Source organism: Teichococcus aerophilus (genome assembly GCF_014490485.1).
GTDB lineage: Bacteria > Pseudomonadota > Alphaproteobacteria > Acetobacterales > Acetobacteraceae > Pseudoroseomonas > Pseudoroseomonas aerophila.
The window spans coordinates 69,282-94,625 of record NZ_JACTVA010000008.1 but is presented as its reverse complement, the minus strand read 5'-3'; the positions used below and the strand labels follow the sequence as shown (position 1 = coordinate 94,625).

Annotated in this window: 23 protein-coding genes; 10 read left to right on the top strand and 13 right to left on the bottom strand. The window is 69.0% G+C overall.

The window, feature by feature from the left end; genetic code table 11:
* Window positions 1-13: 13 nt before the first annotated feature.
* Complete coding sequence (locus tag IBL26_RS06930; protein WP_187783741.1) at window positions 14-703, bottom strand: ABC transporter permease; 690 nt, start codon at window positions 701-703, stop codon at window positions 14-16.
* A 155-nt stretch (window positions 704-858) separates the two neighbouring features.
* Between IBL26_RS06930 and IBL26_RS06925 the strand changes: the two genes are divergently transcribed.
* Complete coding sequence (locus IBL26_RS06925) at window positions 859-1,404, top strand: DUF4347 domain-containing protein (protein ID WP_187783740.1); 546 nt, start codon at window positions 859-861, stop codon at window positions 1,402-1,404.
* Window positions 1,405-1,410: 6 nt separating this feature from the next.
* On the opposite strand, the gene map is transcribed toward IBL26_RS06925, so the two are convergent.
* Window positions 1,411-2,217 (bottom strand): type I methionyl aminopeptidase, encoded by an 807-nt coding sequence (gene map / locus IBL26_RS06920; protein ID WP_187783739.1) that lies wholly within the window; start codon window positions 2,215-2,217, stop codon window positions 1,411-1,413.
* Between the two features lie 30 nt (window positions 2,218-2,247).
* On the bottom strand, window positions 2,248-2,859 hold the full coding sequence (locus IBL26_RS06915; protein WP_187783738.1) for a TetR/AcrR family transcriptional regulator: 612 nt from the start codon (window positions 2,857-2,859) through the stop codon (window positions 2,248-2,250).
* Between the two features lie 221 nt (window positions 2,860-3,080).
* Here IBL26_RS06915 and IBL26_RS06910 point away from each other — a divergent pair, with 221 nt between their 5' ends.
* On the top strand, window positions 3,081-4,001 hold the full coding sequence (locus tag IBL26_RS06910; protein WP_187783737.1) for a hypothetical protein: 921 nt from the start codon (window positions 3,081-3,083) through the stop codon (window positions 3,999-4,001).
* Between the two features lie 28 nt (window positions 4,002-4,029).
* On the opposite strand, the gene IBL26_RS06905 is transcribed toward IBL26_RS06910, so the two are convergent.
* Window positions 4,030-4,428 (bottom strand): RidA family protein, encoded by a 399-nt coding sequence (locus IBL26_RS06905; RefSeq protein ID WP_187783736.1) that lies wholly within the window; start codon window positions 4,426-4,428, stop codon window positions 4,030-4,032.
* Between the two features lie 178 nt (window positions 4,429-4,606).
* Here IBL26_RS06905 and IBL26_RS06900 point away from each other — a divergent pair, with 178 nt between their 5' ends.
* On the top strand, window positions 4,607-5,203 hold the full coding sequence (locus IBL26_RS06900) for a TetR/AcrR family transcriptional regulator (RefSeq protein WP_187783735.1): 597 nt from the start codon (window positions 4,607-4,609) through the stop codon (window positions 5,201-5,203).
* Between the two features lie 149 nt (window positions 5,204-5,352).
* Here the strand turns inward: IBL26_RS06900 and IBL26_RS06895 are convergent, their stop codons facing one another.
* Window positions 5,353-6,024: a TetR/AcrR family transcriptional regulator gene (locus tag IBL26_RS06895; RefSeq protein WP_187783734.1), complete on the bottom strand. Its 672-nt coding sequence runs from the start codon at window positions 6,022-6,024 to the stop codon at window positions 5,353-5,355.
* Window positions 6,025-6,283: 259 nt separating this feature from the next.
* Here IBL26_RS06895 and IBL26_RS06890 point away from each other — a divergent pair, with 259 nt between their 5' ends.
* The 5 genes from IBL26_RS06890 (at window position 6,284) to IBL26_RS06870 (ending at window position 13,614) form a co-directional block, all read left to right on the top strand.
* Window positions 6,284-7,066, top strand: coding sequence for a cyclase family protein (locus IBL26_RS06890; RefSeq protein WP_241749100.1), 783 nt, complete (start codon window positions 6,284-6,286; stop codon window positions 7,064-7,066).
* Window positions 7,067-7,258: 192 nt separating this feature from the next.
* Window positions 7,259-8,209, top strand: a complete 951-nt coding sequence (locus IBL26_RS06885) for a Bug family tripartite tricarboxylate transporter substrate binding protein (RefSeq protein WP_187783733.1) — start codon at window positions 7,259-7,261, stop codon at window positions 8,207-8,209.
* Between the two features lie 171 nt (window positions 8,210-8,380).
* Window positions 8,381-9,400 carry an SMP-30/gluconolactonase/LRE family protein gene (locus tag IBL26_RS06880; RefSeq protein ID WP_187783732.1) on the top strand — a complete coding sequence of 340 codons (1,020 nt, stop codon included), beginning with the start codon at window positions 8,381-8,383 and terminating at the stop codon, window positions 9,398-9,400.
* A 249-nt stretch (window positions 9,401-9,649) separates the two neighbouring features.
* Window positions 9,650-10,894, top strand: a complete 1,245-nt coding sequence (locus IBL26_RS06875) for an MFS transporter (protein ID WP_187783731.1) — start codon at window positions 9,650-9,652, stop codon at window positions 10,892-10,894.
* Between the two features lie 320 nt (window positions 10,895-11,214).
* Window positions 11,215-13,614 carry a glycoside hydrolase family 65 protein gene (locus tag IBL26_RS06870; protein WP_187783730.1) on the top strand — a complete coding sequence of 800 codons (2,400 nt, stop codon included), beginning with the start codon at window positions 11,215-11,217 and terminating at the stop codon, window positions 13,612-13,614.
* Between the two features lie 105 nt (window positions 13,615-13,719).
* Here the strand turns inward: IBL26_RS06870 and parE are convergent, their stop codons facing one another.
* The 5 genes from parE to otsA form a co-directional block, all read right to left on the bottom strand.
* Window positions 13,720-15,693, bottom strand: a complete 1,974-nt coding sequence (gene parE / locus IBL26_RS06865; protein ID WP_187783729.1) for a DNA topoisomerase IV subunit B — start codon at window positions 15,691-15,693, stop codon at window positions 13,720-13,722.
* Between the two features lie 87 nt (window positions 15,694-15,780).
* Window positions 15,781-16,287, bottom strand: a complete 507-nt coding sequence (gene dps, locus IBL26_RS06860) for a DNA starvation/stationary phase protection protein Dps (RefSeq protein ID WP_277817296.1) — start codon at window positions 16,285-16,287, stop codon at window positions 15,781-15,783.
* 176 nt (window positions 16,288-16,463) lie between these two features.
* Window positions 16,464-18,062: an MFS transporter gene (locus tag IBL26_RS06855; RefSeq protein ID WP_187783727.1), complete on the bottom strand. Its 1,599-nt coding sequence runs from the start codon at window positions 18,060-18,062 to the stop codon at window positions 16,464-16,466.
* A 139-nt stretch (window positions 18,063-18,201) separates the two neighbouring features.
* Window positions 18,202-18,771: a nucleoside 2-deoxyribosyltransferase gene (locus tag IBL26_RS06850; RefSeq protein WP_187783726.1), complete on the bottom strand. Its 570-nt coding sequence runs from the start codon at window positions 18,769-18,771 to the stop codon at window positions 18,202-18,204.
* 77 nt (window positions 18,772-18,848) lie between these two features.
* The gene (gene otsA / locus IBL26_RS06845; RefSeq protein WP_187783725.1) at window positions 18,849-20,258 is read right to left on the bottom strand and encodes an alpha,alpha-trehalose-phosphate synthase (UDP-forming); all 1,410 of its coding nucleotides are present in this window, start codon (window positions 20,256-20,258) and stop codon (window positions 18,849-18,851) included.
* 264 nt (window positions 20,259-20,522) lie between these two features.
* On the opposite strand from otsA, the gene IBL26_RS06840 reads away from it, so the two are divergent.
* Window positions 20,523-21,593 carry a glycosyltransferase family 4 protein gene (locus tag IBL26_RS06840; protein ID WP_187783724.1) on the top strand — a complete coding sequence of 357 codons (1,071 nt, stop codon included), beginning with the start codon at window positions 20,523-20,525 and terminating at the stop codon, window positions 21,591-21,593.
* A gap of 75 nt (window positions 21,594-21,668) precedes the next feature.
* On the opposite strand, the gene IBL26_RS06835 is transcribed toward IBL26_RS06840, so the two are convergent.
* On the bottom strand, window positions 21,669-22,310 hold the full coding sequence (locus IBL26_RS06835) for a flavin reductase family protein (protein WP_187783723.1): 642 nt from the start codon (window positions 22,308-22,310) through the stop codon (window positions 21,669-21,671).
* 119 nt (window positions 22,311-22,429) lie between these two features.
* Window positions 22,430-23,707, bottom strand: a complete 1,278-nt coding sequence (locus tag IBL26_RS06830; protein WP_187783722.1) for an MFS transporter — start codon at window positions 23,705-23,707, stop codon at window positions 22,430-22,432.
* On the opposite strand from IBL26_RS06830, the gene IBL26_RS06825 reads away from it, so the two are divergent.
* Complete coding sequence (locus IBL26_RS06825) at window positions 23,708-24,373, top strand: TetR/AcrR family transcriptional regulator (RefSeq protein WP_367615387.1); 666 nt, start codon at window positions 23,708-23,710, stop codon at window positions 24,371-24,373. It begins immediately after the preceding gene.
* Between the two features lie 18 nt (window positions 24,374-24,391).
* Here IBL26_RS06825 and IBL26_RS06820 read toward each other — a convergent pair whose 3' ends face one another.
* Complete coding sequence (locus IBL26_RS06820) at window positions 24,392-25,267, bottom strand: LysR family transcriptional regulator (RefSeq protein ID WP_187783721.1); 876 nt, start codon at window positions 25,265-25,267, stop codon at window positions 24,392-24,394.
* Window positions 25,268-25,344 lie beyond the last annotated feature (77 nt).

Sequence of the window (25,344 nt, the reverse complement as noted above, 5' to 3'; positions counted from 1 at the left end):
CAGCAGATTGGCTTCAGGTGCGCCGCCCCAGCAGCAGCGTCACCATGCTGACGCCCAGGCACAGCAGCAGCAGCACGCCGCCAAGAGCCAGCGCCATCGGCAGATCGCCCTTCTGGGTTTCCAGCGCGATCGCCGTGGTCATGGTGCGGGTCTCGCCGCGGATATTGCCGCCGACCACCAGGATGGCGCCGACCTCGGCGATGGCGCGGCCAAAGGCTGCCAGGAACACGGTTACCAGTGGCGGGCGGGCCATGCGGAACAACTGCCACATGCAATGGCGGAAGCTGGCGCCGTCGATCGCCAGGGCATCGCGGTGGTCGTGCCACAGCGGCGCGAAGGCGCGGCTGGCCAGCGCGACGACGATGGGGAAGGAGAGGATGGTCTGCGCCAGCACCATGCCGCTGGGCGCGAACAGCCAGCCCAGGGCGCCCAGCGGGCCGCTGCGTGAGAGCAGCAGGTAGCACACGAGCCCGACGATGACCGGCGGCAGGCCGAGCGCAGCGTTGAACAGCAGCAGCAGCGTGTTGCGCCCGCGGAAGCGGGCGATGACCAGGCTGGCCGCCACCGGTAGTCCCAGTACGAAGGCCAGCAGTGCCGCGCTGCCAGAGACGCGGAGGGAGAGCAGGATGATCTGCGCCACCTCGGCATCGCCATGCAGGATCAGGCCCAGGGCGAGGCGGGTGGCTTCGGTGACGTCGTTCATCAGGCGGGTGCGTGCGGCATGGCGGCACAGCCATGCCGGTTGCGCGCCGCCACTGCAACCCGGCACGGCCCTGGCGAATTCCGCATCGCAGTTGACGGTTTGGAAAGGATGGCTGGCCCATGATGAGAATGACCCAAAACGGGAAAGCCGCCGCGATGCAGAAGCCTGCCGAAACCTCGACCCAATTGCTTGTTCTCGACCCGCGCCTGGAGGGGTGGCCATCGCTGTTGGCCGCCGCCGAGCCCGGCGTCGCCGTGCTGCTGCTGGACACGGCGCGGGACGGCCTCACCCAGATCGCCGAGGTTGCCGGCGAGCTTGGCCCACTGGCCGCCATCCATATCGCCGACCACGGCGCGCCCGGCCGCCTGCGCCTGGGTAGCGTGACGCTGGAGATGGACATGCTGGGCGGGCGTGCGGCCGACCTGGCGCGGCTGGGCGATGGCCTGGCCCCCGGTGGCGCGCTGCTGCTGTGGGGATGCGAGATCGGCCAGGGCGCCGTCGGTGGCCGCTTCGTCGCCGCGCTATCCCGCGCCCTGGCCCGCGATGTCGCCGCATCGGACGACCGCACCGGCCCCAGCAGCCTGGGCGGCGACTGGGACCTGGAAGTGGTGAGCGGCCGGGTTTCCACCTACCCCGTCCACGCCGTCGCCGCACCGGCGCTGGAAGCGCACCCGGTGCTGCTGACGCCGCCGCGCCGCTGACCCGCGCTACGCCGTCTTGTAGGGAGGCTTGTCGAACCCGGCGGGAGAGAGGGTGAAGATCTCGTATCCATCCTCGGTGACGCCGATGCTGTGCTCGAACTGCGCGGAGAGGCTGCGGTCGCGCGTTACGGCGGTCCAGCCGTCGCTGAGCACCTTCACGTCGCAGCGGCCGGCATTCACCATCGGCTCGATGGTCAGGAACATGCCGGGGTGCAGCGCCAGGCCAGTGCCTTCCTGCCCGTAATTCGGCACGTTCGGCGCGTCGTGATAGACGCGGCCGAGCCCGTGGCCGCAAAAATCCTCCACAACGCTGAAGCGTGCGGCCTCGGCATGGCTCTGCATCGCGAAGCCGATATCGCCCAGCGTGGCGCCGGGCCGCACGGCCGCGATGCCGCGCATCATCGCCTCGTACGTCACCTCGATCAGCCGTGCCGCGCGGGTGCCGATCTTGCCAACCGTGTACATGCGGCTGCTATCCCCGTGCCATCCATCGACGATCACGGCGAGGTCGATGTTGAGGATGTCGCCTTCCATCAGTGCCCGCTCCCCGGGAATGCCGTGGCAGACGACGTGGTTGAGCGAGATGCAGGTGGCGTGGCTGTAGCCCTGGTAGCCGAGGGAGGCCGGTACGGCGCCGTGCTCCACGATGAAGGCGTGGCACAGCCGGTCCAGCTCCGCGGTGGTGATGCCGGCGCGTACATGCGCGGTCACCATGTCCAGCGTGGCGGCCGCCAGCCTGCCGGCGGCGCGCATGCCGGCGAAATCTTCGGGGGTGTGCAGCTTGACCGGCCGCTCGTCGACGATGTCGTTCATGGCGTTTGTAGCAATCCGTAGGAGGGCGGCTCAGGCCGCGTGGGTGGTCCCGGCGCGGGCGCCGGCGAAGGGCAGGCCCGCATGCAGCTCGGCCATCATCTGGCCGGCGAAGGCGGGGATGGGGGCTTCCGCCAGCAGATGCGGGCGGAGAATGGCGATGGGCGCGTCGAAGATCAGGAACTTCGCGCGCGACAGGTCCTCGTCCCGGATGGTGCCGTCGCCGAAGCGGGCGATGCAGGCGCGGAAGGCCTGGTCCATCTCGGCTTCCAACTGCTCCATCGCCTGCCGCAGCGGTTCGGGCGGCGGGGCGTCCTCGAACAGGGCGACGGGCTCGTGCAGCAGCAGGAACCGGGCGCGGGGCCGGTCCTCGCCCGCCCAGGGGATGAGCGCCAGGGCGGCCTCGCGCGGCCGGCCGGCTTGCAGCAGCGGCACCAACAGCCTGGCCAGCGAGCCGTAGCTGGCGTTCCAGGCGGCGGCGAGAATGGCGGAGCGGGAGTCGAACCGGTGGTAGATCGAGCCGGTGGGCGCCCCGACGCGCCGGGCAATGGCCTGCATGGTCGCCGCACCCGGCCCACCTTCGGCGACGAGGGCGATGGCGGCGTCGACGAAGTGCTCAGCGGAGAAGCGGGCGGTTCGGACCATACAAATAGATTGAGCGTTCTAGAATGATATGTCCAGATTGCGGCGCCCGGTTTTTGCGTGGCGACGCGGACCACTGAGCTGTTGCTGTGTTCATCCATCGGCGCGTTTTGGTCGAGGTGGCCGGAGAGTGCTGCCCCACGATTTCGGCGGACCGAGGGCGCTAGGTCGGGGTTGCCAGCGGCGGGCGTGCCGCGCTCTGCTGGGCAAGGAGGACACCACGGGTGACCGAGGCAACGACGGAATTCACCGCCAGGCAGCAGGAAGACGGCGAGGGCGCACCCGGCGCGACGGCGGCGTTTCCCTATGACCGGATGACCGTGGAGCGCTTCCGCGAAGCCTTCCCGAATGCGCGCTGGCGCGACGATCTGCGGGCCTGGTTCGTACCCGGCAAGCGTGCGGAACAGCGCCTGACGAAGTGGATGAGCCGCGAGTGGTCCGGCGTGCTGGCCTATGCCGACCAGCGCGGCCGCGATGCCTTCACCTTCGAGCCGATTGCGAGCCCCTACCTGGAGATCGCCGAAGACCTGATGGTGCGGACGCCGTATTCCCGCACCGTCATCGCTGAACTGCGTCTGGTGCCCTGGGCGTGGTGGGACCCGGCATCGAAGGCCTGGCGTGTGCCGTTCCGGTCCTATGAAGCATTGCAGAAGCACTGGCCCGCCATCGAGGCTGCGGCCCGGCAAGCCGAGCCGGAGGAACGGCGTAAGCGTGCCGAGAGCCGCAAGGCTGACCCCGGGCAGTTGGAGAAGCGTGAGGAAGCCGCGGAGCATCGCCGCCACCGCTATCCCGTACCGGCGGATGCGCTGCCGCCGCCAGACCGGGTCGTGATGACCCATCTGGGATGCGTGGTGATCGAGACGGTGACGGGGGAGGTGGTGGAGCCTGCCATCGCCGCCCGCTTCTATTCCGATGTCGGCGCGGCGGATCTGGTCTGGGCCGGTTGGCGCCGGCCCAGCCATGCCGAGTTGGTTCAGGCCTGGCCCGCGCGGACGCCAGCGGAACCGGCCGACCTACAGCGCGGCTGGTGGCAACCGACCATCGACGTCCTGCGGGAGGAACGCCGCAAGGCGGCGTCCCTGGAGCGGGCCCGGGCGACGCGGCAGGCCAAGCACGACGCGGCATCCGCCACGGAGGCTGGCTGAGCCGGTGCCCGGACGATTGGGGTTCGGCTCAGCGCCCTTCGGGGACGCGGGCGATGACCTTGATCTCGATATCGAAGCCCGACAGCCAGGTGACACCGACGGCGGTCCAGTTCGGGTAAGGCGGCTCGCCGATGATGCGCGACCGGACGGCCATGAAGGTCTCCATTTGCTGGGCCGGGTCGGTGTGGAAAGAGGTCACGTCCACCACATCGGCCAACGTGCATCCCGCCGCCTGCAGTACCGCCAGCACGCTGTCGAAGGCCAGCTGCACCTGCCGGGCGAAATCCGGCTCCGGCGTGCCGTCCGGCCGGGCGCCGACCTGGCCGGAGACGAACAGGAGATCGCCCGAGCGGATGGCGGGCGAGTATTTGTGGGCGTCGTAGAGGGCGTGCCGGTTGGCGGGGAAGATCGCTTCGTTCTGAGCCATGGGTTGGTTCCTTTCACGGGGCGCTGGCCTGCGGGCACTGCTTCGTTGGCCGGCGCGGGCGGGTGGATTCACGAAGCATCCTGCGGTTAATATACGCTCCGTATGTGAATACCATCGACGCATACGCTGCGTATGTCAACTAACATACGCAGCGTATGTTTGTCTGAAGGATGCAAGGATGCCGCCGAAACGCCGTGCCGAGATGGTGGAGGAGACCCGGGCCAAGCTGGTGCGCGCTGCCCGCGCGGCGTTTGCCGAGAAGGGCTACGCAGCGGCCTCCATGGACGATCTAACGGCCGAGGTCGGGCTGACGCGCGGCGCGCTCTACCACAACTTTGGCGACAAACGCGGCCTGCTTCAGGCCGTGGTGAATCAGATCGATGAGGAGATGGCAGCCCGGGCGCATGCCATCGGCAGCCAGGCTGACAGCGCCTGGGAAGGCCTGCTGGCCGAAGGCGCTGCCTATATCGAGATGGCGCTGGAGCCGGAGGTACAGCGCGTGGTGCTGCTCGATGGCCCGGCCGTACTGGGTGATCCCTCGCAGTGGCCGAGCCAGAACAGCTGCCTGCGGGCGACGATCGAGACCGTCGAGGCGCTGATCGCGCAAGGGGTGGTGAAGCCGGTGGATGCGGAAGCCGCTTCCCGGCTGCTGAATGGTGCCGCGCTGAATGCCGCGCTCTGGATCGCGGCCAGCAACGATCCGCGCGCCGTGCTGGCCAGGGCCGTGGAGGCCTTCCGGTGCCTGGCCGCTGGCCTGCTGGTGGCCAGGGACTGAGCGCCGGTAGCGAAGCCGGCTGCCGCGCCAACACCGTGACGCCGAGATCGCGGAGCCGCGGGCGAGGCCGCCAGCAGCAGCTCGTCCTCGGATGTATCGCCAAGGCGCGAATGCCGGAGTTGCTGGATGGCGCAGTCTGGAAGTGCGTGTCAGCCGGAAGGTGAACGCGCGTCCTTCGGGGCGCGCAGCACGGCCTCGGCCCCTGCCGCGCAGAAGGCGGTGAGGCGCTGCACGAGGGAAGCGGCGTCCTGCGCGTTCAGCTCGGGCGCGCACTCCGCGCCCAGGAGGCGCGAGATTCTGCCGCCGGTCATGGTGGTCATCACCAGCGCGCCGGCCGCGAAGAAATAGGCTTCCGCCGCGGCCGCTCGCGTCGCGCCCGGGTACAGGCTGGAAAGTGCTGCGATGAAGCGTGCGGCGGTCGGGTCGAAATGCTCGGCCAGGACGCCGCGTGCCGCCTCGCGCGGGTCGACGGCCTCGCGCGCCGTCAGCAGCGCGAAGGCCGCGCCTTGGGCGCCCCCGGTCAGCCGCTGCCGCACCGACGGCCCAATGAAAGCGGACATGACATCCCCGATCGTCGGGGCCGGTTGGGAGAGCGCCTCGCGGAGCGCATCCTCGCGCGCCTGGGCGAGCGCGCTGGCGCGGCGGGTGAAGACGGCCCGGTACAGCGCTTCCTTGGACCCGAAATGGTAGCTGAGCTGGGACAGGCGCACGCTGGCGGCGGCGGCGAGATCCCGCATCGAAGCCCCGTCCTCGCCACCACGTTCGGCGAAGAGCCGTTCGGCCGCGTCCAGGATGCGATCGCGGGTCGGCGCCTCGGTCATCTGCAAGCTCTCTCCTGGCACGCGGTGAAAACGGGTGCCGAACGCGTGCTTGTCAACGAGCTGGCCACTCCCTAGAATTAGGACGTTCGTCCAAGACGGTCGTCCGACCGATAAGCCTACCCGATCAAAACCAGGCGGGGCAATACGAGGAGGAGACGGCGATGGCAGCCAGTCCAAGGCAGATCATCCACGCCCAGGTGACGCATGCTGTGGTGGAAGGCGCCGCAATCTGGCTAATCGCTTCGCGCGCGAGTGCAGCATGATGCGCGCCGGCCGGTTCATCGATATCTCGGTGCCGCTGGAGAACACGCCCTACGCCGACCCGCCAAATATGGGGCCTTCCGTCGAGTACCACGCGCATGCGGAGACGGCGGGCGACATCGTCAGCTTCTTCCCCGGGCTGCGGCCCGAGCAGATGCCGAATGGCGAAGGCTGGGCGCTCGAGAAGGTGCAGCTGTCGACCCATAACGGGACGCATGTGGACGCTCCCTACCACTACCATTCAACGATGGATGGCGGCCTTCCCGCCGCGAAGATCGACGAACTGCCGCTCGACTGGTTCTTCGGCCCTGGCGTGAAGCTGGACTTCCGCCATCTGCCGGACGGCCATGTGGTGTCGGCGGCGGAGATCGAGGCCGAGCTGACGCGCATCGGCCACGTCCTCTCGCCCGGTGACATCGTGGTGGTCAACACCGCCGCCGGCCAGGCCTACGGCCAGCCAGACTACGTCTCGCGCGGCTGCGGCATGGGGCAGGAGGCGACGCTCTACCTCACCGAGCGGGGCGTGCGCGTCTGCGGCACGGACGGTTGGTCCTGGGACGCGCCCTTCGTGCACACCCGGCGCCGCTGGGATGAGACGGGCGACCCCTCCATCATCTGGGAAGGCCATCGCGCCGGAATGGTGCGCGGCTACTGCCAGATCGAGAAGCTCCACAATCTGGAAGCGTTGCCCCCGACCGGCTTCACCGTGTGCTGCTTCCCGGTGAAGGTGCGCGCCGCCTCCGCGGGCTGGACGCGGGCCGTGGCCATCCTCGCCGACTAGAGCAGTCCTCCATCAGGTGGAATCATCCGATGGAGTGAAGATGCTTCTAAACAACACGGCAGAGCATCCGCAGTAAGCCTGTGCGAACGGAAGATGCTTCAGCTGACAACCCGCACCGCGCCGCCAAGCCAGAATGCGGGATTCCATCAATGGGAGGGAACTATGCAAAGGATTTCACTATCCCGCCGAACGATGCTGCTGGGCACAGCGGCTTTGGTCGGTGCCGCGCTGCCGTCGCTGGCGCAGGCTCAGGCGGCCTACCCGACACGGCCGGTGCGGCTGGTCGTGCCGTTCGGGCCTGGCTCCTCGCCGGACGTCATCGCCCGCCTGCTGGGGGAGCGGCTCTCCAGGGCCATGGGCCAGCCGGTGGTGATCGAGAACCGCGCCGGCGCCAGCACGAGCATCGGCGCACAGGCCGTCGCGACGGCGCGGCCGGACGGCTACACGCTGCTTTACGCCGTCAACAACACGCTCTCCATCAATCCTTTCATCTACAGCAACCTGTCCTACAAGCCGGAGGACCTTGTCCCGGTGATCCGCGTGCTGTCGGTGCCGTATGTCCTGCTCGTTCCGGGCAACTCACCGATCAAGACACTGGGGGAGTTGATCGAGGCGGCCAAGGCGCGGCCGGGGGCGATGACGTATGGAAGCTACGGCATCGGGCAGGGGACGCATGTCGCGCTGGCGCGCCTGTTGAACGAGGCGGGCATCACGATGACCCACGTTCCCTACCGGGATGGCGTGCTCAACGACCTGGTCGCGGGGCGGATCGACCTTTTGTTCGACCCCACCACCACCGCAATCCCGCAGATCGAGGTGGGTGCCGTGCGGGCCCTGGCCGTCTCGGGCCCCCGCCGCGTCGATGCGCTGCCCCAGGTGCCGACGGTCGCCGAGACGCTGCCGGGCTTTGTGGGTGATTCCTGGCACGGCGTGCTCGCACCGCGCGGAACGCCGGCGGAGGTCGTCGACAAGATCGCGACCCTTTCCGACGGCATCATCAAATCCGATGAGTTCCGCGCCAAGCTGCGCGAACTGGGGCTGGTTCCGGCCGGTGGCACGCCGGCTGACTTCCGGGACTTCCTGGTCGAGGATGCGAAGATCTGGGGCAAGGTCGTCAAGGAGAACAACATCCGGGTGGAGTGACGCCGCCACCCCGCGCCCGGCTGGTCCGCATAGGGCTGGCCTCCGGTGCGCATCACCGAAAGCAACGCCTCCACAGGCAAAGCACCGTGGCTGCCCCGACGACGCCGCCGAGGGTCCGCTGCATCCGTGCAGCGGGCGGGCGGCGGCAGGTGCGGCTTCTGAAAGGCCCGCATGCGCCGCACCCCCAACCCCATCGACGGCTTCACCGTCGATCCCTCTGCTATCACCTATGTCGGGGCGGGCTTGCAGCGCCCGGAATGCATCCTGGCCGAGCGCGATGGCTCCCTCTGGGCGGCCGACGCACGGGGTGGCGTCGTGCACATCCGCCCGGATGGCAGCCAGCGCCTGGTCACCCAGCGCGCGCGCAGCACCTTCGCGCAGGCGACGGACGAGGAGGCGCGCTTCGTCACCGGCACCCTGCCGAATGGCCTGGCCTTTGCCCGCAACGGCGACATCGTCATCTCGAATTTTGGTACCGACCGGCTGGAGCTGATGACCCGCGATGGTGAGACGCAGGTGCTGGTCGATGCCATCGACGGCGAGCCGATCGGCAAGGTGAACTTCGTGCTGCGCGACAGCCGCGACCGGCTCTGGATCACCGTCTCCACCCGGACGAAGAACTGGATGCGGGCGATGAGCCCCTCCATCGTCGATGGCTTCATCGCCCTGTACGACCAGGGGCGGCTGCGCATCGTCGCGGATGGCTTCCATTTCACCAACGAGATCCGGCTCGATGCGCGGGAGGAGTGGCTGTACGTGGCCGAGACCTGCGCCCGCCGCGTCACCCGCCTGCGCGTGCACGAGGATGGCAGCCTCACCGGCCGCGAGACTTTCGGGCCGTCCGACCACGGGGCGTTCATCGACGGCATCGCCTTCGATGCCCATGGCAATCTCTGGGGCACCCATGTGATGACGGACCGCATCTTCGCCATCACGCCGGACGGCGACCTCAGGATCATCCTTGACGATGACCGCGGCAGCGAGGCCGGCCGGACATTGATGGAGGCGTTCGCGCGGGACGCAGCCACCTCCCAGCTCATGCTGGCTTGCGGCGGCGCCATCGCGCCCTGGTTTGCCAGCGTGACGTTCGGCGGGCCCGACCTCCGGACCGTCTCTATCGGCAGCCTTCGCGGCGACCGTATCCCGTGCTTCCGCTCACCTGTCCCGGGGCTGCCGATGGTCCATTGGTAGGCGTGCCGCTTCGCTGAGAGGGATCGCGCATGGCCGCAGCCGACGGCGGCCCGAGTGAAGGTGGCGTCGCCGATGCCGATGCAGGCGGGCGCATGACGATGATCGGCCCGCCCCGGTTGGTGCGTCCCCCTGCGCTGGTTCGCGGGGTTGCCGCCACGTAACTTCGAGGGGATGCTGGCGGAAAAGAGGAACCGCCGTGACCGGGACAACAGAGCCTCCGCGCCGCCGCGCCCGTCCGGCCACGGCTGGATGAGCGCGACGCGCCGCGCCGGATCGCCCTTCGCGATCCGGAGTTACCGTTTCCAGTGGTCGGCGGACTTGATGACCTCCTGGGCCTTCGAGATGGAGACCCTGATCCTCGGCTGGTACATCGTGGTTCAGACGCAATCCGTGCTGCTGGTCACGGTCTTCGGCTCGCTGCAATTCCTGGGGACGTTGATCGCTCCGTTCTTCGGCCTGGCGGGCGATGCCTTCGGGCACCGCAACGTCATGTGCCTGATGCGGGCGGCCTACGCGCTGCTGGCGGCGGTCCTGGCGGCGCTGCTGCTGACCGGTAGCTTGACGCCGTTGCTGGCGCTGGTGGTGGCGGGCCTCGCCGGGCTGGTCCGTCCTTCGGACATGGGCATCCGCAATGTGCTGATCGGCGAGACGATGCCGGAGGAGCGGCTGACCAGCGCCATCGGGCTGTCCCGCATCACCTCGGACCTCGCGCGCGTCGGTGGCGCCCTGGCCGGGGCAAGCATCGTCGCCGTCCTGGGCATGGCGCAGGCCTATGGCATGGTGGTGGCGTTCTACGTGCTGGGCATGCTGCTGACACTCGGCGTCAGCGCGACACGCGCGGCGGAACACGGGACCACGGTGGCAGCGCCGTCGCCGCTGCGTGGCTTGTGGGAGGCGGCGCGGGCCGTGTGGCAGGCGCCGCCGCAACTGGCCGCCATGCTGATGGCCTTCCTGATCAACCTGACCGCCTATCCGTTCACGCTGGGCCTGCTGCCCTACGTGGCACGGGACGTCTATGGCACCACCCAGGCGGGGCTTGGCTATCTGGTCGCGGCGGTGGCGGGGGGCGGCATCCTGGCCTCGCTGATCGTCAGCCGCCTGGGCCGGTCGGCGCAGCCGGCGCGCATGATGCTGGTGTTCAGCGTCGTCTGGCACGGGCTGGTCATCCTGTTCGGCCAGGTGGAAAGCCTTCGTGGCGGCCTGGTGCTGCTGCCGTTGATCGGGATGGCGCAGATGCTGTGCCTGCTGCCGATGTCGGTGCTGTTGCTGCGTGGTACGCCGCCCGCGTTGCGCGGCCGGGTGATGGGGATGCGTACGCTGGCGGTGTACGGGTTGCCGATCGGGCTGCTCTGCTCCGGTCCGCTCATCGGCTGGCTGGGCTTTCCGGCGACCACGGCGGTCTATGGCGTGGCGGGCATCGTCGCGACGTTGCTGGTACTGGTCGCATGGCGCGCGCATCTCTGGCCGAGGACCGCGCCGGGGAATGCTGGCTGAAGGGGACCCATGAGCAGTCAAGGTCTTCGCGGCGGAACCAAGGCCTCGCCGGTACGGTCTTGACCATCTCAGGGGCAGCTCCCCCCGCACGATGCCCGCGTCACCGCTCAATATGAATGGCCCGTAACTTTTTGGCCATTTTACCGTTTCTCTCCGGCTGTAACGGAGCAGATGAGCGATGATGGCTGGCCCGCTGGGTTTGCGAAGTTCTGATCGTCGCTGGAGTCTCAGCTTCCCGCCGGGTGTCGCCAGCCTCCGCCGCAAGCGGACGCCCTCGGCCAGTGGAGTGGCGAGCGCCCATCGTGGACGGGGCGCCCGCCATGGGGTTTGAACTCCCCGCGACCTCCGCTTTCGAGAGTTATGACCCGGAGGACGAGGCGAGGCGCGAAGCGCTCCTCACGCTCGGGAACGGGCTGTTGTCCTTGCGCTCGGCGGTGCCCTGGGCAAAGGCGGGCGACGTGCATTACCCGGGCCTCTATCGTGCCGGACTCTACAACCGCCTGCCGGACCGGATCGAGGGGCAGGAGGTGTGGAACGAGTCCGTCGTCAACCTGCCCAACCCCACCTTCCTGACCTTCCGGCATGCTGGCGAGCCGAAATGGTTCGCGCTGGAGGACATGCGGGTCCTGTCCTACCGCCATGCCCTCGATGCCGCCTCTGGCGTCGCGACGCGGAACCTCGTGGTCGAGGATGGCCAAGGGCGCCGGACCGCGCTGAAGGAAATCCGCTTTGTCAGCATGGCCGAACCCGAGCTCATGGCGCTGCGGCTGGAGATCCGGCCACAGAACTGGCGCGGCCGTATCGAACTATGCTCGGCCATCGATGGGCGCGTCGCCAATGACCGCGTGGCCTGCCTGAAGCATTTCAGCAGCCAGCATCTCATCGACGTCTCCGGCACGGTGCTGGAGTCGGGGGTCGGGTGCGTCACCGCCCGTACATCGCAATCCGCGATCACCATCGCCGTCGCCGCGCGCACCGAGATCTTCAACGGCCGCTACGAAGCGCACCAGCGCCAAGGCGATGGGGCAGGGGCCGAGGAGCGCTTCTTCTGCGACGTCCCCGACGATGGGATCGCGGTCGAGAAAGCCATGGCCATGGCAACCGGCGCGGAGGGGACGGAGCGCGCGCTGGCCCTGGTCCGCGATGCGGGGCGCTTTGACGACCTGCTGGCGGCGCACCGGCAGGGATGGGCCGCGCTGTCCGAACACGCATATATCGAGGCCGAGACGCCCGACCTGGCCATCGCGCTTCGCCTGGCCGAATTCCGCATCCTGCAGACCGTCTCGTCGCACGTGCTGGGCCATGATCTCGGCTTCCCCTCACGGGGGTGGCAGGAGGCCTATCGGGGCCAGATCTTCTGGGACGAGATGCTCGTTCTGCCTTATCTCACCTCGCATTTCCCGGAGCTCGCTAAGTCGCTGCTGCTCTACCGTTACCGCCGGCTGGATGATGCGCGGGCAAGTGCCGCAGCCGCGGGTTTCCGTGGCGCCATGTTCCCCTGGCGAAGCGCGAGCGACGGTGGAGAACATACGCCGCGCTTCCAGTGGAACCCGCTCTCCGGCCGCTGGATGCGGGACAACACCAACCTGCAGCGCCACATCGCCTCCGCCGTGGCCTATAATGTCTGGAACTACTGCCTCTGCACCGGTGACGAATCCTTCCTACACCACGAAGGCGCGGAGATCCTCCTGGAGGTCGCCCGGTTCTGGGGCAGCATCGCGCGCTACAACGCGAAGGAGGATCGCTTCGATATCGCCGGCATCGTCGGGCCGGACGAGTACCACACCGCTTATCCGGGCGCGGAGGTACCCGGCCTGCGGAACAACAGCTACACCAACGTGATGGCGGCCTGGACGCTGGCACGCGCACTGGAATTGCTGGACCGGCTGCCGGCCGAGGCGAGGCGGATGCTGGAACGCCGCCTCGGGGTCGATGACGCCGAGTTGCGGCATTGGGACCGGGTCAGCCGGCGCCTGTGCGTCGAGTTCGCCGCTGACGGCACGCTGCTGCCCTTCGCGGGGTTCGACCGCCTGATCCCGCTGAGCCCCGAGGAGCTGGAGGACGAGGCCCCCGGGCAGCGGCCTGACTGGCTCATGGAAGCCAGGGGCGACGACATCAACCGGTACGCCCTGGCGAAGCAGGCCGACACGCTGATGCTGCCCTACCTGCTGTCCCATGGGCAACTCGACGAGACGCTCGATCGGCTGGGTTACCGCGTCACCAGCGCGGATATGCAGCGCACCGCGGCCGAGGATCTGGCCCGGATGTCGCATGATTCGAGCCTGTCGGAACTCGTCTGCGCCGGTGCCCTCAGTTCCTTCGACCCCGAGCGGTCCTGGCAATGCTTCAAGACGACGCTGGAGGCGGAGCACGATCCGTCCGGGCCGACGACCTCAGGCGATGGCGCGCATCTGGGCGCCATGGCGGGGGCGCTGGATGTGCTGCAGCGCCACTATCTCGGCTTCCGGGTGGAAGAGGCAGGGCTTCAGCTTTGCCCCAACCCACCGCCCGGCCTGCGCGGCATCACCTTCCGCCAAGTATGCCGCCACGGGCGGTTCACCCTGCTCTGGGACGGCAAGACTCTGAGGATCGAGGCTGACGGGGCCAACCCGGCCCCGGTGGCGGTCCGCCACCTCGGCGGCAGCGATGACCTGGCGCCGGGGGCGAGCCTCGCCATCCCGTCCAGGGCCGTGGATGCGCTGCCTGACGCGGCGCAGTGAGGAGGGTGGAACGCCGCTTCCGCGTTCCGCCGCCTGAAGAACTGGCGCGGAACTGGACATCCGCGTCGGTTGCCGCCTCTGGCGCAGGCCAGCGTCGCGCCGGCCTCAGGCGTCCACTTCCTCCAGGTCCAGCTTGGCGGCGTTATCCTGGATGAAGCGGAAGCGCAGTTCAGGGCGGCGGCCCATCAGCTCCTCCACCCGTTCGGCGGTCGCGGCACGTTCCTCGGGGGGCAGGATCACCTTCAGCAGCGTGCGCCGCTTCGGGTCCATCGTGGTTTCCTTCAGGGACGCCGCCGGCATCTCGCCCAGGCCCTTGAAGCGGCTGACCTCGACCTTCTGGTTGGGCTTGAAGGCCTTTTTCAGCAGCTTCTCCCGTTCCGCATCGTCCATCGCGTAGACGGTCTTGCCGCCGGCGGCCAGTCGGTACAGCGGCGGCCGCGCCAGATGCACCCGGCCCTGGCGCACCAGCTCCGGCAGCTCTTTGTAGAAGAAGGTCATCAGCAGCGTGGCGATATGCGCGCCGTCCACATCGGCATCGGTCATGATGATGATGCGGGCGTAGCGCAGGCGGGCGATGTCGAACCGGTCCCCGGCGCCGCAGCCCAGCGCCTCGATCAGGTCCTTCAGCTCCTGGTTCTGCCGCAGCTTGTCGGCGCTGGCGGAGGCGACGTTCAGGATCTTGCCGCGCAACGGCAGCACCGCCTGCGTCTCCCGGTCCCGCGCCTGCTTGGCGGAACCGCCGGCGGAATCGCCCTCCACCAGGAACAGCTCGGTGCCCTCGGCGGCCTCGCGGGAACAATCGGCCAGCTTGCCGGGCAGGCGCAGGCGGCGCGTCGCGGTCTTGCGCGGCGTGTCCTTCTGCTCCCGCCGGCGGATTCGGTCTTCCGCCCGCTCGATGGCGAAGGCCAGCAGGTTGTCGGCCCGGGCGGGGTCGCCGGCCAGCCAGTGGTCGAAATGGTCGCGCAGGCCGGCTTCCACCAGCTTGGCGGCTTCCGGGCTGGTCAGCCGGTCCTTGGTCTGGCCCTGGAACTGCGGCTCCCGGATGAAGACCGAGAGCATACCGGCCAGGCCGCCGAAGACGTCCTCGGCCGTCACGTTGCCGGCGCGCTTTTCCTTCTTCAGCTCGCCATAAGCGCGCAGGCCCTTGACCAGCGCCGCCCGCAGCCCGGCTTCATGTGTGCCGCCCTGGGGGGTGGGGATGGTGTTGGCGTAGGTGTTGAGGAAGCCGTCGCCGCGCTCCTGCCACGTCACCGCCCATTCGGCGCGGCCGGCACCGTTCGGGAAGGTCGCGTCCCCGGCCCAGGGGGTGGGGATGACGGTCGCCTGCCCCTCCACCGCCATGGCCAGGAAGTCGGAGAGGCCGCCAGGGAAGTGCAGGGTGGCGTTGCTGGGCGTCTCATCCTTGATCAGCGCCGGGTCGCAGGCCCAGCGGATCTCGACGCCACGGTACAGATAGGCCTTGGACCGGCACAGCTTGAACAGCCGCGCAGCCGAGAACTGCATCGTCGCGAAGATCTCGGGGTCCGGCTTGAAGCGGATGGTGGTGCCCCGCCGGTTATGCACGGCACCGGCATTCTTCAGCTTGGTCAGCGGCTTGCCGCGCGCGTAGCTCTGGGTGAACAGGGTGCGGTCGCGCGCGACCTCCACCTCCATCAGCTCCGACAACGCGTTGACGACGGAACTGCCGACGCCGTGCAGACCGCCCGAGGTATCGTAAGCCTTGCCGGAGAACTTGCCGCCCGAATGCAGCGTGGTGAGGATGACCTCCAGCGCCGACAGCTTCGGGAATTTCGGATGCGGGTCGACCGGAATGCCGCGCCCGTTGTCACGCACCACCAGCACGTTGCCGGCTTCCAGCGTCATCTCGATGCGGTCGGCGTGGCCGGCCACCGCCTCGTCCATGGCGTTGTCGAGCACTTCCGCCGCCAGATGGTGCAGGGCGTTCTCGTCGGTGCCGCCGATATACATGCCAGGCCGGCGCCGTACTGGCTCCAGCCCCTCAAGGACCTCAATGTCCTTGGCGGAATACGTCGCTTGCGCAGGGGCCTTGCCGCCTTTGCCACCGAACAGATCGTTCATGCCTTGTTCACACCCCTCGAGCCGCACGGTAGCGGCGGAGGGGGGTGAATCGCAACCCGGGGCACGCGGTGCCCCGGGCGAAGCGGATTACTTCTCGACGTTCTCGATATGCGCCTCGAGCATCCACAGCTTCTTGTCGAGGTCGCGGGAGAGCTCGGTCAGCAGGTCGGCGGTGTCGGCGTCGCCGGCCTCGTCGGTGGTGTCGATGCCCTCGCGCACCGCCTTGGCATTGGCGGCGAAGCGGTCGGCCAGCTCGGCCACATGCGTCAGCGTGTAGGTCACGTCGCGCGGGTAGGCCTTCAGGCGGGTCTTCTCGGCGATCAGCTGGCTGGTGCCGTCCGGCGTGCCGCCCAGCTGCACCAAGCGCTCGGCGATGTCGTCGGTCGTGGCGAAGAGATCGTTGTAGAACGTCTCCAGCATCGTGTGCAGCCCGATGAAGTTGGGGCCGCGCATGGTCCAGTGGGCCATGCGGACGCAGTGGGTGAGGTCGATGCTGTCGACCAGCACGCCGTTCAGGACGGCGATGGAGGTCTTCTTGGCGTTCTCGCCAACATCGTTGCGGGACTTACGAAGGGCCATGGTCTCGGTCTCCATTCTCTGGCGCGTCTAACGCCACCCGGTAGATGAGAGTTGCCGGGCAGGGTTTGCCAAGCCCTGCCAAGCTCAAGAATGGCTGATGCGTGCTGGCCGGGATGCTGGGCCCCGGCCGTGGCCGGCCCCGCACGCCCACGGCCGGTGTACCCGCTAGCGAGCGGCGAAGCGCAAAGGCCCTATTGCGGGTCCTGCGCGATGTAGCGGGAGGCCTCGGGCGGGGTATCGCCCCGGTGGAAGGCGGTGGCGCGGGCGATGATGGCGCGGTCCTCCGGCTCCAGCCTGTGCATCTCGCGCAGGTGTTCGGTCCAGCTCTCCACCGCCCAGAACTCGGCCCAGTATTCCGGGTGGGCCACGTCGTCATACAGGCGCCACCACAGGGCGCCGCTGCGCAGGCGGACGCGCCGCACCTCGGCCATGGCGGCCAGGAAGGCGGTGCGGTCGGCGGGGTCGATGCGGTAGCGCACGCCTTCCAGCACCCGGTCACGGCCCCGGGCCAGCAGGTTCGCCAGCTCCGGCGCCGGGGCCTCCGGCTGCGGGATGGCGGTGGCGGGGGCGGGGATGGGTGTGGGCCCATCCAGGTGCCACCGGCGCACGGCGATGCCGGAGAGCAGGCCACCCAGGCCGAAGGAAACCAGCGCCACCTGCACGCCGACATAGTCGCCCAGCCAGCCGGCCAGCGCCGAGCCCAGCGCCAGCACGCCGAAGAAGCAGAGCTGGTAGATGCCGATGGCCCGCGCCCGTACCCAGGCCGGCGCCGAGAGCTGCGCGTTGGCCTGCATGGTGGAGGACGCCGTGATCCAGGAGACGCCGTAGAGCAGCATGCCCAGCGCGGCCGGCGCCCAGTGCGTGGCCACCCCCAGCAAAATCAGCGCGGCCGAGCCGATGATGGTGGCCAGGAACACCGTGGTGCCGCGGGAGAGTACATCCCGCATCCGCCCCAGCATCATGCCGCCGCCGACGGCGCCAACGCCCATGGCGCCCAGCAGCATGCCGAAGGCTTCCGGCCCCAGTCCCAGCCGGCTGCGCACCACCAGCGGCAGCAGCCCCCACATGGCAGCGGCGAAGAAGAAGTAGGTCACGGCGCGCAGGATGGTGGCGCGCAGCGCCGGCGCCGCCGCCACGTAGCGGACGCCCGCCCGCATGGCGGACAGGAAATGTTCCTTGGGCAGGGCGCTGCGGGGTGCCTCACGCTTCCAGGCCACCAACGCCATGATCAGCACCAGGAAGCACACCGCGTTGAAGGCGAAAGCCGCCTGGGTGCCGCCCAGCCCGATGATGAAGCCCCCCAGCGCCGGCCCCACGGCGCGGGAGAGGTTGAAGCCGATGCCGTTCAGCACGATCGCCTGGGTCAGGTCGCTGCGCGGCACCAGCTCGGGCGTCGTGGCCTGCCAGGCGGGCGAGTTCATGGCGCTGCCGGCGCCGATGGCGAAGGTCAGCGCCAGCAGGCCCCACGGCCCGATCATGTGCAGGGCGGTCAGCAGGCAAAGTAGCGCGCCCATGGCGCACATCCAGGCCTGCGCCAGGATCAGGTGCTTCCGCCGGTCGACGATATCCGCGAAGGCACCGGCCGGCAGCGCCAGCAGGAATACCGGCAGCATGGACGCCGCCTGCACCAGGCTGACCATGATGGGGGAGGGCGCCAGGCTGGTCATCAGCCAGCCCGCCCCGGTATTCTGCACCCAGATGCCGGTGTTGCTGGCGAGGCTGGCGATCCAGAGCAGGCGGAAGGCCGGGTGGCGCAGCGGCGAGAAGGTGGAGGAAGTGGCCTTCGCCATGCTCAGCGCGGGGGCAGGACGGGCAGCGTCCGGTTCGGCATGTGGTTTCCTTCCCAGATGGGCTTCATCCTGTTGTGGCGCAGTCCGGCAGCCCCGGCCAGCGCCGCGGCACCGATTCCGGCCGCCCTGAGGCCACGCTTCAGCTGGCGGCGCGGCCGCCCTGGCAGAGGGCGACGACGCAGGCCTCGAAGCCTTCCAGGTCGCTCCAGCGCCGCTCCGCGGGCACCTGGCGGGTGATGAGGCGGCCGCCGGCGGCGAGGATGCCGCCATCGATCATCAGGTTGTCGTGCAGGCCAAAATCCTCCAGGTGCAGGCCTTCGGCATCCGTCCAGTCGCCGTCCGCGCGCTGGCGCGCGGCGGGGCCAAGGAAGGCCAGCGTGCGCTCCCGGAACGGCTCGGCTGTGTTGGCGTAGCCGTAGATCGGCCGGCCCAGCGCCCGCATGAAGCCCAGCTCGTACACCGTGCCGGCATCGGCGGAGGGGCCACGGAATGGGGTGAGGTTGGCGACAAGGGCATCGCAGGCGCGCATATGCGCCTCGTTGCCCAGATAGATGCGCATGAAGCGGTCCGGCGCCTCGCCGGCATCCGCCGCCAGGTCGGTGGGGAAGACGCCGGTGGCCCCGTGCCGCTCGCAGATGGCCTTCTTCGCCACAGCCATCGCGGCGGCGTCGGGCAGGAAGACATCGGGGCCGGCCAAATAGATGCGCATGGCGGCAATCTGCCTTGCCGCCGGAATCGCGCCTAGGGGGTGAAAGCGCCTCCAACAGGGCTGTGAACTGCGCGGCCTCAGGCAGCCGAGGCGCCGTGCTCCAGGCTGGCCGGGTTGCGCAGGTCGCACTCGAACCGGTCGCGCCAGCGCTCCAGGCTGTTGTGGCGCATCACCGCCATCATCGCCGCGTGGCGCTCCCGCCGCTCCTCCAGCCGCATGGAAAGGGCGCGCTCCAGCGCGGCGGCGGTGCCGGCCTCGTCATGCGGGTTGATCAGCAAGGCGGCATCCAGCTCCCGCGCCGCGCCGGCGAAGCGGGAGAGCACCAGCACGCCCGGGTCCGCCGGGTCCTGCGCCGCGACGAATTCCTTGGCGACGAGGTTCATGCCATCCCGCAGCGGCGTGACCAGCCCGACCTGCGCGGCGGCGTAGAGCGGCATCAGGTCCCGCCGCGCGAAGCTGCGGTTCAGGTAGCGCAGCGGCGTCCAGTCCAGCTCGGCGAAGCGGCCATTGATGCGGCCGGCCTCGCCCTCCAGCTCCCGCCGGATCTCCTGGTAGGCATGCACGTCGGAGCGGGAGGGGACGGCGATCTGGGTGAATTCCACCTTGCGGTGCCAGCCGGGGTTGTCGGCCAGGAAGCGCTCGTAAGCCGTGAAGCGCTGTGGCAGGCCCTTGGAGTAGTCCAGCCGGTCCACGCTCATGATCAGGGCGCGGCCGCCCAGGCTGGCGCGCAGCGCCTGCACCTGGGCACTGTCAGCGGCGGCTGCCGCTTCCTGCCGCAGCATGTCCACATGCACGCCGATGGGATAGACGCCGGTGCGGATGGCGTGGCCGCCCACCGCCAGCACGCCGCCCGGCAGGGCCTCGCCGCCCATCTCCCGCAGCACGTAGTCGGCAAAGGCCAGGCGGTCGGACTCGGTCTGGAAGCCGATCAGGTCGTAGTGGCACATCGCCGCCATCAACTCGGCATGCGCGGGGATGTTCATCAGCACGGCGGGGGCGGGGAAGGGGATGTGCAGGAACAGGCCGATGCGGTTGCGCGCCCCCTGGGCCCGCAACGCCTCCGCCAGGCAGAGCAGGTGGTAGTCGTGCACCCACACCACGTCCTGCGGCGCCATCAGCGCCTGCAGGCTGTCCGCGAAGTGGCGGTTGACGCGGCGGTAGCCCTCGAACTCCGCCCAGTCGAAATGGGCGAGGTCGGTCTGGTAATGGAACACCGGCCACAGCGTGGCGTTGGAGAAGCCCTTGTAGTAGGCGTCGTAATCCCGCTGGTTCAGGTCCGTCGTGTACAGGCTGATGGGGCCGGAGCGCTGCTCCACCACCGGCAGCGGTGGCGTCACCATGTCCGGCACCACGTTGCCGCTCCAGCCGAACCAGCGGCCGCCCTTCTGGCGCAGCGCATCCATCACGCCCGCGGCCAGGCCACCGGCCGTGGGCTCCCCCTCGGTGATCGGGGCGACGCGGTTGGAGACGACGATCAAGCGGGACATGGGGGTTTGCCCTGGGCGGTTCTCTGAAGGCCGCATAGGGGCGGCCAATTCGGGCAGAATTGAGCCGGGGGCGGGACAATTCCGTGGGCGGCGCATTTCTTCGCCGCGGTGCGAAAGGCCCATATTTCAGCCATATTCAAAAACTAGGTTCGCCACTGGGTACAGATGTACTTCACCAATCGGCCAGATCACCCGGAACCTGCCGCGCGCCCGAATAGCTGGGCGCCGGATTCTCACGGCGGCCATATCAAGGGATCGCGTTGCATGCGTATCGCGCAAATTGCCCCGCTGTTCGAAGCCGTCCCGCCCAAGCTGTATGGCGGGACCGAACGTGTGGTGCATTCGCTGACCGAGGAACTGGTGGCGATGGGGCATGACGTGACCCTGTTTGCCAGCGGTGACTCCGTGACCAGCGCCAAGCTGGCCGCGATGCGCCCGGAGGCTCTGCGCCTGGACCCGACCGTGAAGGACTGGGTGGCCCACTACATGAAGATGGTGGAGCAGGTCGCCCGCCGCTTCGATGAGTTCGATGTCATCCACTCCCACATCGACTACTTCCCGCTGGGCCTGCTGAGCCGCCAGCGCGTGCCGTTCCTGACCACGCTGCACGGCCGCCTGGATCTGCCCGAGTTCAACGAGATCTACGGCACCTATGCGCAGACGCCGTTCGTCTCGATCTCCGACCACCAGCGCCGGCCGATCCCGCAACTGAACTGGGCGCGCACCGTGCTGCACGGCATGCCGGCCGACCGCCTGCGCCCGCTGGACGTTGAGCGTGGCTACTTCGCCTTCCTCGGCCGCGTGTCGCCGGAGAAGGGGCTGGACCGCGCCATCCGCATCGCCGCCGCCGCCGGCGTGAAGCTGAAGGTCGCCGCGAAGGTCGACAACGCCGACAAGGCGTATTTCGAGAACGAGATCAAGCCGCTGCTGACCACCGGCCATGTCGAGTTCATCGGTGAGATCAACGACGAGCAGAAGCCCGCCTTCCTCTCCGGCGCGCATGCCCTGCTGTTCCCGATCCGCTGGCCGGAGCCGTTCGGCCTGGTGATGATCGAGGCGATGGCCTGCGGCACGCCTGTCATCGCCTTCCGCGACGGCTCGGTGCCCGAGGTGATGGAGGACGGCGTGACCGGCTTCATCGTCGAGAGCGAGGAGCAGGCGCTGGAAGCCGTGAAGAAGATCGCGACGCTGGACCGCGCCCGCGTGCGTGCCCGCTTCGACGAGCGCTTCACCGCCCGCCGCATGGCCCAGGACTATGTGGACCTGTACCAGGAGCTGATCGACGCCGCGAACGCCAAGGCACCCCGCCTGCGCGCCGTGGCCGGCGGCAACTGAGCGGCATCACCTGAATACGAAAGGGCCGGGGAAGACATTCCCCGGCCCTTTCTGTTTGCGCTTCCTGCCGCCCGCTCAGCCGCCACCCTTGTTGGCGGCCCAGTCGGCCAGGGTGATGCGCGGGATGTCGATCATTTCCGCCGTGCGGGCGTACCAGCCCCGGCCGTGCATGCGGCCGATCAACTCCAGCTTCGGCGTGTCGATGTAGTTCTTCGCCGCATCTTCCACGCAGTCGTCATGCACGTGCATGGCCAGCACCTTGCCCAGCACCAGGATGTTGCCGCCCAGCGGCACCAGCTGGAACAGCTCGCACTCGAAGGCCACCGGGCTCTCGCCGATGCGGGGTGGCTTCACCTTGGTGCTGGGTACCGGCGTCAGCGCGGCCTCGGCCAGCTCGTCCACCTCCGGCGGCAGGTCGGTGGCGGTGATGTTCATGGCGTGCGCCGTGCGCTCGGACACCAGGCAGACGACGAACTGGCCGGTGGCCTTGATGTTGGCCAGCGTGTCCTTGTCCCCCGGCCCACGCGGCGAATCGCCGATGCTGACGCCGAGGATGGGCGGGTCGCTGGACAGGGCATTGAAGAAGGAGAAGGGCGCCGCGTTGGTGACGCCGGCTTCGTCCTGGGTGACGACCCAGGCGATCGGCCGCGGCACCACGGTGGCAACCAGCAGTTTGTAGCGTTCCCGCGTCGGGAGCGTGGTGAAATCGAACAGCATGTGGGGGCGCCCCGGGATGTCGTGCGCGCCGAGAGTGCGGAGCGCGTGACCGATTGTCCAGGGCAGGGCAAGCGCCGGGCCGGGCTGCCGTGGTCGGCAGCGCGGCCCGGGTCGGTTGCTCAGGCCGCAGCGGTGGCTGCGCTGGTGGCCGGGCCGCGACGGATGGCCAGCGAGATGCCGGCTGCCACCAGCCCGGTCATGCCGGCGAAGATGAACATGCCCAGATAGTCGCCCTGCGTGTCCCGCAGCAGCCCGCCCAGGAAGGCGGCGGTGGCGGCGCCGATCTGGTGCCCGGCGGCGATCCAGCCGAACACCACGGGGGCATCGCGCTCACCGAAGGCCTCGGTCGCCAGCCGCAGGGTGGGTGGCACGGTGGCGATCCAGTCCAGACCATAGAAGATCGCGAAGATGCTGAGGCTGTAGAAGGAGAAATCGGAATAGGGCAGGTAGATCAGCGAGAGCCCCCGCAGGCCGTAATACATGAACAGCAGCTTGCGGGGGTCGTAGCGGTCGGTCAGCCAGCCGGATAGCGTGGTGCCGACGAGGTCGAAGATCCCCATCAGCGCCAGCAACCCGGCGGCGCGGACTTCCGGGATGCCCATGTCGCCGCAGAGCGCGATGAGGTGGGTGCCGACCAGGCCGTTGGTGGTGAAGCCGCAGACGAAGAAGGTGGCGAACAGGTACCAGAAGGCCCGGGTCCGCGCGGCGCGCGCCAGGCTGCCGAAGGCGGAAGCCAGGATGCCGGTGCGCTTCTGCTCGGCGGGCACGGTGCCGGGCGGCGTGCCATAGGGCACCAGCCCAGCGTCAGAGGGGCGTTCCGGCACCAGCAGCCACACCAGCGGGATCATGCAGGCCGCGACGATGGAGACGGTGATGACCACCGGCCGCCAGCCGCCGGACTGCGCCAGCCAAGCCAATGCCGGCAGGAAGATCAGGGTGCCGGTGGCGGTGCTGGCGGTCAGCAGGCCCATCATCAGCCCGCGATTCGAGACGAACCAGCGGTTCACGATGGTGGCGCCCAGCACGATGGCCACGGCGCCGGAGCCGATGCCGGACATGACGCCCCAGGTCAGCACCAGGTGCCAGGGCTGCGTCATGAAGGCGCTGGCGCCGGTGGAGAGTGCCATCAGCGCCAGGGCGGAGAGCACGGTGCGGCGCAGGCCGAAGCTGGCCATCAGCGCCGCCGCGAAGGGACCGACCATGCCGTACAGGAAGATGCCGATGCCGGCGGAGAGCGCGGTGGTGCTGCGGCCCCAGCCAAAGGCCTGCTCCAGCGGCAGGATCAGCACGCCGGGGGTGGAGCGCAGGCCCGCCGCGGCCAGCAGCGCCAGGAAGATGACGCCGATGACGACGAAGGCATAGTTCTGGCCAAAGGGCCGGCGACGGATTATGCTCATGTGACTGACCGGTACGTTGCGGCGTTATCTTTCGTACCGATCGGTAACATCGTCAAGAGCTTCATTTCGATCATGTCCGTCACGTCGCCCAAGCCGCCCAATGCTGCCGAGCGCATCCGCAAAACCGCGAGCGACCTGTTCTACCGCATCGGCATCCGCGCCGTGGGGGTGGATGAGATCGTGGCGCGGGCCGGGGTGACGAAGCCCAGCCTGTACCGGAATTTCTCATCCAAGGACGAGCTGGCCGCCTGCTACCTGCGCGACTACGAGGCACGGTTCTGGCAGCGCTTCGATGAGGCGGTGGCGGCGCATCCGGGCGATGCCCGCGCGCAGATCATCGCCTTCCTGCGGGGCGTCGCGTTGCGCGCCACGTCCGAGAACTACCGTGGCTGCGGCATGACCAACGCGGCGGTGGAGTATCCGGACCACGCACACCCGGCGCGGCAGGTCAGCGAGGCCAACAAGCGCACGCTGCGGACCCGGTTGCGCGGCATGGCCGCGGAGATGGGCGCCACCGATGCGGATGCGCTGGGCGATGGCCTGCTGCTGTTGATCGAGGGTGCCTATGTCTCCGGCCAGTTGTTCGGCATCGGCGGGCCGGCGGGCGCGGTGGCGGAGAATGCGGACCGGCTGATCGGCGCCTGGCTGGCGCCGCGCCAGAGCTGAGGGTGCCCAGCGGCGCATTCAGTGCCGGGCGATGGCCAGGAAGGCGGCGACGGAGGGTAGTGCCTCTTCAACCCGGTAACTGAGATAGTGGCGCAGCCGCGGCTCGGCGCCCTCGATTGGGATCAGCACCAGGTCGGGGCCAGCGAAGTCGCGGAAGCTCTCGGCGGCCAGGGCGACGCCGGTATTCGCCAGCACCAGGCCGAAGGTCGCGGCGAAGTCCATGCTGTCCACCACCAGGCGCGGGCTGAAGCCCGCTTGGCGGAAATGCCCTTCCATCTCCTGCCGCAGCGACAACTCCGCTGGGGGCAGGATCCAGGCATCCTCCCGCAACTCGCCCAGCGGAATGCGGGGGAGGGCGGACAGCCGGTGCCAGCGCGGCAGCACCACCCGCATCGCTTCCTCGCCGATGAAGTCATGCGCCAGTGCCTCGTGCGGGTAGGCGACGGTGCCGAAGGTGACGTCGATCCGGTCGGCCAGCAGCTCCGCTGGCTGCGCCTGGCTGGAGACAATGCTCATCTCCACCGTGATACCGGGGCGCTCGGCGCGGAAGCGGCGGATCAGGGCGGGTATGCCGCCATGCAGGGACGGCACGCTCAGCCCGACCCGCAGGCGGCCGCTTTCGCCACGTAGGTTTCGGCCCGCTTCCGCCAGGGCGCGGTCCACTGCCAGAACCGCCTTGCGGGCGTGCCGCACCACGTCCTCACCCAGCGGCGTCAGGATGACGGCGGCGCGGCTGCGCTTCACCAGCCGGTGGCCCGCCAGATCTTCGATCCGCTTCAGGAGCTGGCTGATGGCGGGCTGGGTCATGCCCAGGCGCGACGCAGCGCGGCTGAAATTCCGCTCCTCGTCGATCGCGACGAGGCAGCGCAGATGACGAAGTTCGAGGTTTTGCATAAGCCAGGCTTATAAGGGCAGCGGCAATCACTATTGGACACGCCGCCGCTTGTCCACTTTGTGCGATGCGGCATGCC